We start from the raw sequence: 12,405 nt of genomic DNA, 5'->3' as shown, positions 1-12,405 counted from the left end.
GAAGTGGACCAGCGGGATGTGGCGGACGGCATGGAAGCGGCGCGGGCCCCGGGGGACGAGGTGACGCAGGCACTGGTGGCCAACCACCGCCGCTTCCTCGCCTTCCTGGAGCGCCGTGTGGGCAACCGGGCCGTGGCGGAGGAAATCCTCCAGACGGCCTTCGTGAAGACGCTGGAGAAGGGCGGGGTGCCGGCCGATGACGAGGGCGCGGTGACGTGGTTCTACCGCCTGCTGCGCAACGCGCTGGTGGACCACTACCGCCGCCAGTCCGTCGAGGGCCGCGCGCTGGAGCGCGAGGCGCGCGAGGCGGAGGAACCCACGGAAGACCCCGAGCTGAAGCATGCCGTGTGCGCATGCGTGGGCGACCTGCTGCCCACCCTCAAGCCCGAGTACGCGGACATGGTGCGCCAGGTGGACCTGGAGGAGCGGAGCGTCCCGGACGTGGCCCGCGAGGCCGGCATCACCGCCAACAACGCGGGCGTGCGCCTGCACCGGGCGCGGCAGGCCCTGAAGAAGCAGCTGGAGAGGAGCTGTGGGACCTGCGCCTCGCACGGCTGCCTGGACTGTTCGTGCAAGAAGTCCCGCGCGTGAGCTGGTGAGAAAGGGCTTGCGGAAGACGCCGGCCCGGCATTGACTCCGGGGCAGGTGCCGAGGGGCGCCTGTACCCGAAAAAGACGACGTCACCCTCACTTCGTTTCCCGGCAGCTCGACAGTTCCTGATGAGTTCCTTCCACGGCCCATTCTCGGGTGAGGGCCGATTACGAGGGACTTGCCATGGGAACCGACTCCCGCGCCGCGCCGCTCTCCCTCCAGGAATGCAAGGTCCGCGCATCGCTCCTCCTCAAGGAGCTGTGCTCGGCCGACACCTCGCGCGCCACGCGGGCCGCTGAGCGGCTGCGCGTGCTCCCCGCCTTCGCGGACCTGTCACCCGGCGAGCTGCTCGCTCGGAGGGACTCGGTGCAGCGCAAGCATGCGCTGGCGGTCATCGCCCGCGAGCAGGGATTCGCGTCCTGGGTGGAGCTGAAGGACGCGCGCGAGGAGGAGGCCGCGTCCAGCGTGGACTTCGAGGCCCTGCTCTCCGGCGTCGGTGGCCTCTTCCTCAACCGCTGGTTCACCTCGTACGACGAGGCGCTCGCCTCGTTGCGGGTGGAGGGTGGCTATCTCTTTCCCTTCCGCCGCCAGTTCTTCGTCTGCGAGGCCAGCCTCCTCACGACGCTCGGAGTGGACCTCGCCGACCCGGACTGGGCGCGGGCGGGTCCCAACTGGGTGGAGCCGCTGGACCGGGCCGCCCATGCGCGGCTCGCGGTGCGGCTCGCCCGTCTCGCGGAACCTCTTCGCGCGAAGAAGCGCAATCCCTCTCACTCACCCAGGAAGGCCGTCATGTCCTCTGTTGACTCTCCCCCGGATGTCTCGCCCCAGCCGAGTCGCGGCAAGGCGAATCGCGCCGAGCTGAAGCGCGCCTACAAGGAAAAGCCTCCACCCATGGGCGTGTTCGCCGTCCGCAACCGCGCCAATGGCAAGGTGCTGGTGGGCTCCAGCCTCAATGTCCCGGGCGCGCTCAATCGCATCCGCTTCGAGCTGACCACCGGCATGCGGCGCATCCCCGCCCTGCTGGATGACTGGAACCGCTACGGCGCCGACAGCTTCTCCTTCGAGGTGCTCGACGTCCTCCCTCCCACCGAGGAGCCTCGCGAGGACCCGAAGGAGGAGCTGCGCGTGCTGGAGGAGCTCTGGCTGGAGCGGCTCAAGCCCTACGGTGACGCGGGCTACAACGAGCCACCACCGCCGGCGTGAGGCGGGCGGGGCAGGGGGGCGTCTCCCATCCGGCCCGCCAGGGCTGCTCCCCTGACTGGCGGGCAGGGCCCTACCGTCCTGGAGGATGACTGTTACCTCTCCTTGGAGGAGCCCGCTGTAAGAGCCAGCAGGGTGTTTCGTTCGCCTGGGTGAAAGGAGCATAGAAGCCCCATGTCCCACTCCCACGAGCACCATCACTCCACGCCGGCTCCTCCCCCGGGCGAGCAGGCGCCTGCCATCGACCCGGTCTGCGGGATGAAGGTGGACCCGCGTGCTCCCAAGGGGGGCAGCCTGGAGCACGAGGGGCAGACCTACTTCTTCTGCAACCCGAAGTGCCGGGAGCGTTTCCGCGCGGACCCGGCGCGCTTTCTATCGCCCGAGCCCACGCCCGCCGAGCCCGAGCCACCCGCGGCGCCCGGGACGATGTACGTGTGCCCCATGGACCCGGAGGTCCGGCAGGACCACCCGGGCGCGTGCCCGAAGTGCGGCATGGCGCTGGAGCCCGAGTCCCCGCCCACGCTGGAGGCCCGCGTCGAGTACGTGTGCCCCATGCACCCGGAGATTGTCCGGGACAGGCCGGGGAGCTGCCCCATCTGCGGCATGGCGCTGGAGCCGCGCACCGTGCTGCCGGAGGAGGCCCCCGACCCCGAGCTGCAGTCCATGTGGCGGCGCTTCCTCGTGGGCCTGGGCCTCACGGTGCCCCTGCTGGTGCTGGCCATGTCGGACATGATTCCGGGCCAGCCGGTGCAGCACGCGGTGCCCGCGTCCGTGCTGGCGTGGGCGCAGCTCCTGCTGGCCACGCCGGTGGTGCTCTGGTCCGGCTGGCCCTTCTTCCAGCGTGGCTGGGCGTCGGTGCGCAACCGGCACCTGAACATGTTCACCCTCATCGCGCTGGGCACGGGCGCGGCGTATGTCTTCAGCGTCTTCGCCACGCTGCTGCCCGACGCCCTGCCGCACGGCCTGCGCACGGGGCACGGGGGCACGGCGCCGCTCTACTTCGAGGCCGCCGCCGTCATCGTCACCCTGGTGGCGCTGGGGCAGGTGCTGGAGCTGCGCGCCCGGCACGCCACGTCCGGTGCGCTGCGCGCGTTGCTGAGCCTGGCGCCGGCCATCGCGCGGCGCATCCGCGAGGACGGGCACGAGGAGGACATTCCGCTCACGCACGTCCACGTGGGAGACAGGCTGCGCGTGCGTCCCGGTGAGAAGGTGCCGGTGGACGGCGTGGTGCTGGAGGGCGCCAGCGCGGTGGACGAGTCCATGGTGACGGGCGAGTCCCTCCCGGTGGAGAAGTCCCCGGGCGAGAAGGTGACGGGCGGCACGGTGAATGGCACGGGCTCGCTGGTGATGCGCGCGGAGCGGGTGGGGAAGGACACGCTGCTGTCGCGCATCGTCCAGCGCGTGAGCGAGGCGCAGCGCACCCGCGCGCCCATTCAGCGGCTGGCGGACAAGGTGGCGGCCATCTTCGTGCCCATGGTCATCGCGGTGGCGGTGGTGACGGCGGTGGTGTGGGGCGTGTGGGGGCCGGAGCCCCGGCTGGCGCACGCGCTGGTGAACGCGGTGGCGGTGCTCATCATCGCCTGCCCGTGCGCGCTGGGCCTGGCCACGCCCATGTCCGTCATGGTGGGCACGGGCCGGGGCGCGCAGGCGGGCGTGCTCATCCGCGACGCGGCGGCGCTGGAGCGGCTCGAGGCGGTGGACACGCTGGTGGTGGACAAGACGGGCACGCTCACCGAGGGCAAGCCGCGCCTCGTGTCGGTGGTGCCGGCCCCGGACTTCGACGAGGCGCGCCTGCTGCGGATGGCCGCGACGCTGGAGCGCGGCAGCGAGCACCCGCTGGCCGCGGCCATCGTCGAGGGCGCGAAGGAGCGCGGCGTCACGTTGTCGAAGGTGGAGGACTTCCGCTCGCACACCGGCCAGGGCGTCACCGGCCGGGTGGACGGCGCCGAGGTGGCGCTGGGCAACGTGGCGCTGATGCGGGCGCGAGGCGTCGACGCGGACGGCCTGGCCTCGCGCGCGGAGTCGCTGCGCGGCGAGGGACAGACGGTGGTGCTGGTCTCGGTGGACGGGCGGATGGCGGGGCTGCTCGGCGTTGCGGACCCGGTGAAGGCGTCCACGCCGGAGGCGCTGGAGTTGCTGCGCCACGAGGGGCTGCGCGTGGTGATGCTCACCGGTGACAGTCAGACGACGGCGGAGGCGGTGGCGCGGCGGCTGGGCATCTCGGAGGTCATCGCCGGGGTGCTGCCGGAGGCGAAGGGCGACGTGGTGCGGCGGCTCCAGCGGGAGGGGCGGGTGGTGGCCATGGCCGGTGACGGCGTCAACGACGCGCCCGCGCTGGCTCAGGCGGACGTGGGCATCGCCATGGGGACGGGCACGGACATCGCGATGGAGAGCGCGGGCGTCACGCTGGTGAAGGGCGACCTGCGGGCCATCGCCCGGGCGCGGAGGCTGAGCCGGGGCACGCTGGGCAACATCCGGCAGAACCTCTTCTTCGCCTTCGTCTACAACATGCTGGGCGTGCCGGTGGCGGCGGGCGTGCTGTACCCCTTCTTCGGCCTGCTGCTCAGCCCCATCTTCGCCAGCGCGGCCATGAGCCTCTCGTCGGTGTCGGTCATCGGCAACGCGCTCCGGCTGCGGAAGCTGGGGCTGTAGCTCCCGGGCGGAGTGGCGCCCGCCAGGTGGGCAACCGGTGGGCCGCCACGCTCGGGGTGCTTCCTCCCGGCCCGGAGTGTCTCCAGCTTCAGGCGCAAGGGGGCTGTCCCATGCGCGTTCCACTCCTGGCCGTGTCCTTGTGGTTGCTCGCCGTCCCGCTCGGGGCGGGCGCGCAGGCTCCACCGCAACCTTCGCCGCCGCCTCCCGTCGAGGAAGACGACACGACGCCCATCACCGGGGAACGGCAGAGCCCCGGGGCTCCCGAGGGGGTGGGAGAACATGAGCAGGCGGGCCACCCCGTTCCTCCCACGGGCGCGGTGGGGACCTCTCCCAGCAGCGGAGACGAGACACCCGCCACGGGTGGCGCGGGGGCCGCTCCGTCGGCGCCGAACGGGAAGAAGTCGCCCACCTGTCCGTGCCAGCCCGAGGACCCCACCGGGCCCTGCCCCTGTCCGCACCACCAGGATGTCGAGGCGTGCCCGTGCAGGCCCGAGGGCGCCGCCACCACCGGAACCTGTCCGTGTCCCCACCACCAGGGCGCCATGACCTGCCCGTGCCCGAATGCGGACGCGGGGACGTGCCCGTGTCCCCACCACCAGGGCGCCATGAAGTGCCCATGCCCGGGGGCGGACGCGGGGACCTGCCCGTGCCCACGGCACGAGCAGCGGCGCGGAGGGGGCGGCGCGCGCGGCGGCTCCAGTGCGGATGCCGGCTCGCCGCGCTGAGGCGAGAGCGAGCGTGCGCCCGGGCCTCTCCGGACGCACGCCGTTGCGTGCCCATCTTCCTTGCTTGGAACCCCAACAACGAGAGGTGAGCGATGGCTCCCGCCGAAGTGGTGAGACCCGACAAGGACATGCAGCAGTGCATCCAGGCCTGTCTGGAGTGCTACCGCACCTGCCTGGAGACGGTGACGTATTGCGTGCAGAGGGGTGGGAGGCACGCGGAGGTGAGTCACATCCGCCTGCTGCTGGACTGCGTGGAAATCTGCCAGACGAGCGCGAACTTCCTGCTGCGCGGCTCGGAGCTCCACACCCGCACATGTTTCGCCTGCGCGGAGGTGTGCGAGCGCTGTGCCGAGTCCTGCGAGGACCTGGGCGGCGATTCGATGATGAAGGCGTGCGCGGACATGTGCCGCCGGTGCGAGGAGTCCTGCCGGAAGATGAGCGCGGGCATCATGCCCCAGGCCCCCAACCTGGAAGCCGCCCAGCGCGCGGCGGACCTGCCGGCGTAAAGGGCGCTCCAGGCGGTCCCGGCATGGCGCCCCCCCGGGGGTGGGATTAGAGTGCCCTCCATGACTCCTCGCGAGGAGGCGCGCACCCCCGGTGCGCCCGCCGGTCACGTCTCCGTCGTCCACCTGCCGAACGCCTGGTTCATCCTCTGCGCGTCGCGCGAGCTGGGGAGCAAGCCGCTGGCCCGCACGCTCCAGGGCACGCCGCTGGTGCTCTTCCGCGGCGAGGGTGGCAAGCCCACGGCCCTGGTGGACCGCTGCCCGCATCGCAACGTGCCGCTGTCGTTGGGCCGCGTGAAGGAGGGCCAGCTCCAGTGCGGCTACCACGGCTGGCGCTTCGACACCGAGGGCCAGTGCCGCGCGATTCCCGGCTTCCTTGGCGAGCCCGGCGCCCGGGCCCGCTGCGCCACCGCGTATGCCACGCGTGAGCAGGACGGCTTCGTCTGGGTCTACTCCACGCCCGGTGTCACGCCGGCGACGGAGCCCTTCCGCTTCCCGCTGCTGGAGGCGCGCGAGTACACCACCGTGCGCCGCATCCTCCGCGCTCCCGGCTCGCTGCACGCCACGCTGGAGAACACGCTGGACGTGCCGCACACCGCGTACCTGCACGGCGGCCTGTTCCGCACCGAGGAGAAGCGCAACGAGATTGACGTGGTGGTGCGCCGGAGCGCCGACAAGGTGGAGGCGGAGTACATCGGCGAGCCGCGTCCCAGCGGGCTCGTGGGCCGGTTGCTGGCACCCGGCGGCGGCGAGGTGCAGCACTTCGACCGCTTCCTGATGCCGTCCATTGCCCAGGTGGAGTACCGGCTCGGCGAGGGCAGCCACATCGTCGTCACCTCGGCGATGACGCCCGTGTCGGACTGGGACACCCTGGTGTACGCGGTGGTGACGTTCCGCCTGCCGCTGCCGCGCTGGCTGACGCGCGCCGTGCTCCCGCTGGCGATGCCGGTGGCGCTCCACATCTTCGGCCAGGACGCGCGCATCCTGAAGACCCAGACGGAGACCATCCGCCGCTTCGGCACGGAGTCCTATGCCTCCACGGAGATTGACGTGCTCGGGCCCGGCATCCTCCGCCTGCTGCGCGCCGCCGAGAAGGAGAAGCCCGGCGCCGTGGGCGACGCCGTCCACGAGACGCGGCTGAAGATGCGGACCTGAGCCCTCCTGCTCTCCTCGCCGGGCTGTAAGGCCCTGGCGGGTGCTTCGTTCGTGGGGACGAGCCCGCCACGAAGCGGGCAGGAGGAAGCCGCAATGCGTGCCGTCGAAGCATCTCCGTCCCCGTCCCCCGTGGGCGCCCTGGAGCACCTGGACCTGGCCGTCTCGGGAATGACCTGCGCCGCCTGCGCGCGGCGGGTGGAGCGCTCCCTGGGGGAAGTGGAGGGAGTCCTCGAGTGCAGTGTGAACTTCGCCACCCGCCGGGCCTCGGTGGTCTTCGACACGGGAGCCACCTCGGTGGAGGCCCTGACCGGGGCGGTGGCGGACGCGGGCTACCAGGCCGAGGTGCCGCGAGCCGAGACCGCGAAGGAGGCGGACTTCGATGAGGACCGCGCGCTCCGGCGCCGGCTGGCGGTGGCGGTCCTCTTCGGCCTGCCCGTGGTGGTGCTGGCCATGGCCCATGGGGCGCTCGACTTCCCGGGCGTCAACCTGGTGCAGCTCGGCCTCACCCTGCCCGTCATCGTCTACAGCGGCGCGCCCATCTTCCGCTCGGCGTGGGCGGCGCTGCGGCACCGCTCGGCGGACATGAACGTGCTGGTGGCGCTCGGCACCGGGGCGGCCTTCGTGTACTCGGTGGTGGCCACCGTGTGGCCCGGTCTCGGCGCTCCCGAGGGCCACGGGCACGGCGAGGGCCACGGGACTGCGCTGCCCGTCTACTTCGAGGCGGCCGCGGCGGTGATTGCATTCGTGTTGCTCGGGCGCTTCCTGGAGGCCCGTGCCCGCACTCGCGCGGGTGACGCCATCCGTCGCCTGCAGGCACTGGCGCCGGCCACCGCCACGGTGGAGGAGGGTGGCGTGGAGCGCGAGGTGCCGCTGTCCAGCGTCGGCGTGGGCGACAGGGTGGTGGTCCGCCCGGGCCAGTCCATTCCCGTCGACGGCGCCGTCGTCGAGGGCTCATCCTCCGTGGACGAGGCCATGCTCACCGGCGAGAGCCTGCCGGTGGAGAAGCGCGAGGGCGCGGAGGTCTTCGCCGGCACGATGAACGGCACGGGCCGCCTCGTCTTCCGCGCGAGCAAGGTGGGCCGCGACACGGCGCTGCAGCAGATTGTCCAGGTGGTGGAGCGCGCACAGGGCACGAAGGCGCCCATCGCCCGGTTGGCGGACGTGGTGAGCGGCGTGTTCACCCCGGTGGTGCTGCTGGTGGCCCTGGCCACCTTCGCCACCTGGTTCGTCCTGGCCCCGGAGGAGACGCGGCTGACGATGGCGGTGCTCAACGCGGTGGCGGTGCTGGTCATCGCCTGCCCTTGCGCGCTCGGCCTGGCCACGCCCGCGGCGCTCATGGTGGGCATGGGGCGGGGCGCGCAGCTTGGCGTCCTGGTGAAGAGCGCCGCCGCACTGGAGGGCGCCAGCCGCATCGACACGGTGGTGCTCGACAAGACGGGCACGCTCACCCGGGGACGCCCCGAGGTGACGCGCATCCTGGCCGCGCGGGGCTTCACGGAGGCGGAGGTGCTGTCCCTGGCCGCCGCGGCCGAGTCCGGCAGCGAGCACCCGCTGGCCCGGGCCGTCGTCTCCGCCGCGTCCACCCGGGGGCTCACGACGGGCGCCGCCGAGTCCTTCAACGCCACCCCGGGCCTGGGCGTGGAGGCGAGCGTGAGCGGGCGCACCGTACTCGTGGGCAGCCGGAAGCTGCTGGACACGAAGGGCGTGGCCGGCGCTGCGGCCCTGGAGAAGGAGCTGGCCGCCGACGGGCAGACGCCCGTGCTGGTGGCGGTGGAGGGGCGGCTCGCCGGTGCGCTGGGGCTGGCCGACACCGCGCGAGAGGAGGCGGCCGAGTCCGTCCAGGTGCTGCACCGCATGGGGCTGCACGTGGTCATGCTCACCGGAGACCACGAGGCACCGGCGGCACGGGTGGCGCGCGCGCTCGGCATCGACCAGGTCTTCGCGGGCGTGCTTCCGTCCGGCAAGGCGCAGGTGGTGCGAACGCTGAAAGCCGAGGGGCGGCGGGTGGCCATGGTGGGGGACGGCATCAATGACGCCCCCGCGCTGGCCGAAGCGGACCTGGGAGTGGCCATGGGTTCCGGCTCGGACGTGGCTCGGGACGCCGCGGACGTGACGCTGCTGCGCGCCGACCTGAGGAGCCTGCCCGCGGCGCTCGGCCTGGCCCGCTCCACGATGCGGGTCATCCGCCAGAACCTGTTCTGGGCGTTCCTCTACAACGCGCTCGGCATTCCGGTGGCCGCGGGCCTGCTGTACGGAATGACGGGCTGGCTGCTGTCGCCCATGCTCGCCAGCCTGGCCATGTCCCTGTCGAGCGTGTCGGTGCTGCTCAACAGCCTGCGGCTGCGCGGCCTGTCGCTGCCGGTCACCCGCGCGGTCTGATTCATGACGCGGCGGGGAATCGCATGAGGCAAGGTGCCGCCCGCTGAGGCCTGGGCCACGGGGGGGATCGAAGGCGCCTCCGGGCCCGACGAGGCGGCGAAGGCCCCCGACCGGCGAGGACCCTGGCAGGTCATGCGGAACGGAGGCTCCATTCCGGACATGCTCCCCCAGGAGGCTGACAGGCCGGGCAGGCAGGGCCCTCGAGCGGGGCGGGGCTGGCAGACCACGCGGAATGGACATTCCATTCCGGACACGGGCGCTCCGGGGGCTGGCCTGCATGCAGGGGTGGAAGGGGCCGTGAGCGGTGCAGGCTGGGGCGGCCACGCGGAATGGACATTCCATTCCGGACAAGGGCGCTCCGGGGGGCTGGCCTGCACGGGCGGAAGGGCCCGTGAGCGGTGCAGGCTGGGGCGGCCACGCGGAATGGACATTCCATTCCGGACACGGGCGCTCCGGGGGGCTGGCCTGCACGGGCGGAAGGGCCCGTGAGCGGTGGAGGCAGGGCAAGGCCATGCGGAATGGGCATTCCGTTCCGGCTCCTCCGCGCGAGGCCGTGACGCACGTGCCTTCACGTCCGCTGAACGTGTGGGACTCGGGGGCCGTGGCGCTCGCCTCAGGGACGCCCGGTTCCGCTCGGTGCCCGCTCCCGGACGCGGGCTCCCATCGGCACCTGTAAGAGCCCGGCGCCCTCCGCGTTTGCGTGGATGAAAGCGGCGGCGGGCTCGGAAGGCAGCTCCCCGCCGCTCGGACCTCGCGTCAACGGAGAGCGCCATGTTGGACCCTGTGGAAGTCGGAGTCGTCTCGGGAAGCATGTTGTTGGCGGTGGCCACCGTTCTGTTCTTCTTCGGCCCGCGCAAGCGCACCCGGGCCCGGAGTGAGGTGGGCGGCGCCCAGGAGGTGGACCTGATGGTGGACGGCGGCTACCGCCCCGACCGCATCGTGGTGCGCGCGGGCGTGCCGGTGAAGCTCAACGTCCTGCGCACGGACCGCTCCGCGTGCTCCGAGCAGCTCGTGCTCGGTGACCTCGGCGTGTCGCGCTCCCTGCCCACCGGGCGCGTGGTGAGCATCGACCTGCCTGCGCTCACTCCAGGTGCGTACGACTTCACCTGCGGAATGAACATGCTGCGCGGCCGCCTCATCGCCGAGACCTGAGCTTCGCGCCTGTAAGTCTCCGGCCCCTTCCGCGTTTGCGGCGCTGAAGCACTCGCTCCGAAAGGAATCCCACCATGAAGAAGCTCCTCGTCCTTTCCCTCGTGTCGCCGCTGTCCGCCTGCGCCGCCGCTTCCTGGAGCGCGCTCGACGCGGACCCCACGTCGCCCACGTCCCTTCGTGCCCCCGAAGCTCCCCGTCCCACCCTGGCCGAGGTGCTGGCCGATGCCGACCCACTGCTCGCTCCCTCGGGCCTTGCCTCCGGAGCCGCGGCCACGGGCGGAGGTCATGCCGGCCATCACGGGAGCCACGGAGGAGCGGCGCGGCAGGACGCCGCGGAAGGGGTGGGGACCGGACACGCGGGCCATGGCGGGCACGGTCAGCACGCGGGGCACGGTCAGCACACGAGCCACGACAAGGGCAGGACCTCCGATGCGCACGCGGGCCACGGCGCACAGAAGCAGGGCGCGCATGACGGCCCCTCCGCTCCCGCCCCGGACGCCGGCACGCCCGCTCCCGCCCACGGTCACCACCACTAGCCATTCGTAGCCACTCGCGACGGAAACACGCACCATGAAGACCTGGTCACCCTCACGCTGGAAGAGACCCGCCGCCGGCGCCCTCCTGGCCTCCACGCTCGTCCTGGGTGGATGCGTCACCGTCCCCCTGGCCAGCGACGCGCGCGACGTGCACGCGACGCTAGGCTCTCGCTGGACGCCGGGTGTCCCGGTGAATGCGCTCTCGGGTGAGGCCTCGCGGACGGACACGGACGTGGACGTGCAGGCGCTGCTGGCCCGGCCGCTCACCGCCGATAGCGCCGTCAGCATCGCCCTGCTGAACAACCGCGAGCTGCGCGCCGCCATGCACGACCTGGGCGTGGCCACCGGCAACCTCGTGCAGGCCAGCCTCCCGCCCAACCCCGAGGTGGAGCTGGAGCTGCGCAAGCCCACCCAGGGCGACGACCCCATGCAGGTGGACATCGGGCTCGAGTACGACCTGTCCGAGCTCATCCTCCTGCCCCTCCGCCGCGGCGCGGCCCAGGCCGAGCGCTCGGCGGAGCGGGCCCGCACGGCGGGAACGGTGCTGGAGCTGGCGTACCGTACGCGGCTGGCCTTCCTCGAGGTCCAGGCGCGCCAGCAGCAACTGGACCTGCGCAACCGGGCCCTGCAGACCGCGCAGGCGGGCCATGGCACGGCGGTGGAGCTGGAGAAGGTGGGCAACGTCTCCGCGCTCACCCTGGCCAACGAGCGCTCCGCCGTGGAGTCCGCGCGGCTGGCCGTGGCCGAGGCGGAGAGCGCCCTGCTGGACGCGCGCGAGGCGCTCAACGTGTTGCTGGGCCTCTTCGGTCCGAGCACCCGCTGGACGCTGGACGCGCCGCTGGCCGACCCGGCGGAAGAGCTGGGGCCGGGCGAGGGGCTGGAGGCGCGCGCCATCGAGGCGAGCCTCGACCTGGCCGAGCTGCGGGGCCGCATGGAGTCCGCGGACCAGCGCCACCGGCTCGCGGCGACGGAGGGCTTCCTGCCCCACCTGTCCGGTGGCCTCCACGGCGAGAAGGACGAGGACCGGTGGGAGCTGGGCGCCCACCTCACCGTGGGGCTTCCGCTATTCGACCGCAAGCAGGGCGAGCGCATGTCCGCGCTCTCCTCGCGCGAGTCCCTCAAGGCCCGGTACGAGGCCACGGCCACCGCCATCCGCGCCTCGCTGCGCCAGGCCCGTGGGCGCGTGGAGTCCACCGCGCGCCGGGCTCGGCACGTGCGGGACGTGCTCCTGCCCGCGCGCAGCAGGGCGCTCGACGAGACGGTGCTCCAGTACAACGCCATGCAGGTCGGCGTCTTCGAGGTGCTGCGCGCCCAGGCCGCGGTGACGGATGCCGCCAGCACCTACGTGGAGACGCTGCTCGAACACCATCGCGCCCGCTCCGCGCTGGAGCAGCTCCTGGCGGGCCGCCACCAGGGCCTGGAATTGGGGCCCACTCGCGTCTCGGCGGCAACCCCCGGCTCCGGCGGCGCCGCTCCGGCGGACGCGCACTGACCTTCGCCATCACGGCACTT

Annotated in this window: 9 protein-coding genes; all 9 read left to right on the top strand. The window is 72.6% G+C overall.

Annotated elements, in window-relative coordinates; translation table 11 throughout:
* Positions 1–30 precede the first annotated feature (30 nt).
* The 9 genes from K8638_RS02395 to K8638_RS02355 all read left to right on the top strand — a co-directional run bounded on the left by K8638_RS02395 (position 31) and on the right by K8638_RS02355 (position 12,385).
* The gene (locus K8638_RS02395) at positions 31–591 is read left to right on the top strand and encodes an RNA polymerase sigma factor (protein ID WP_223752939.1); all 561 of its coding nucleotides are present in this window, start codon (positions 31–33) and stop codon (positions 589–591) included.
* 183 nt (positions 592–774) lie between these two features.
* Positions 775–1,794, top strand: a complete 1,020-nt coding sequence (locus tag K8638_RS02390) for a GIY-YIG nuclease family protein (RefSeq protein ID WP_223752732.1) — start codon at positions 775–777, stop codon at positions 1,792–1,794.
* Between the two features lie 171 nt (positions 1,795–1,965).
* Positions 1,966–4,443, top strand: coding sequence for a heavy metal translocating P-type ATPase (locus K8638_RS02385; RefSeq protein WP_223752731.1), 2,478 nt, complete (start codon positions 1,966–1,968; stop codon positions 4,441–4,443).
* Positions 4,444–5,260: 817 nt separating this feature from the next.
* On the top strand, positions 5,261–5,674 hold the full coding sequence (locus K8638_RS02380; protein ID WP_223752730.1) for a four-helix bundle copper-binding protein: 414 nt from the start codon (positions 5,261–5,263) through the stop codon (positions 5,672–5,674).
* Between the two features lie 60 nt (positions 5,675–5,734).
* Entirely contained in the window at positions 5,735–6,826 is a 1,092-nt protein-coding gene (locus K8638_RS02375; RefSeq protein WP_223752729.1) for an aromatic ring-hydroxylating dioxygenase subunit alpha, read from the top strand.
* Between the two features lie 93 nt (positions 6,827–6,919).
* Entirely contained in the window at positions 6,920–9,205 is a 2,286-nt protein-coding gene (locus K8638_RS02370) for a cation-translocating P-type ATPase (protein WP_223752728.1), read from the top strand.
* Positions 9,206–9,976: 771 nt separating this feature from the next.
* Positions 9,977–10,357 carry a cupredoxin domain-containing protein gene (locus tag K8638_RS02365; protein ID WP_223752727.1) on the top strand — a complete coding sequence of 127 codons (381 nt, stop codon included), beginning with the start codon at positions 9,977–9,979 and terminating at the stop codon, positions 10,355–10,357.
* Positions 10,358–10,431: 74 nt separating this feature from the next.
* The gene (locus K8638_RS02360) at positions 10,432–10,893 is read left to right on the top strand and encodes a hypothetical protein (protein WP_223752726.1); all 462 of its coding nucleotides are present in this window, start codon (positions 10,432–10,434) and stop codon (positions 10,891–10,893) included.
* A gap of 34 nt (positions 10,894–10,927) precedes the next feature.
* Positions 10,928–12,385, top strand: a complete 1,458-nt coding sequence (locus K8638_RS02355; RefSeq protein WP_223752725.1) for a TolC family protein — start codon at positions 10,928–10,930, stop codon at positions 12,383–12,385.
* The last annotated feature ends 20 nt before the right edge of the window (positions 12,386–12,405 follow it).

The sequence above is a fragment of the Myxococcus sp. RHSTA-1-4 genome, from assembly GCF_020037125.1.
Lineage (GTDB): Bacteria > Myxococcota > Myxococcia > Myxococcales > Myxococcaceae > Myxococcus.
This window is presented reverse-complemented; position numbering and strand designations above follow the sequence as displayed.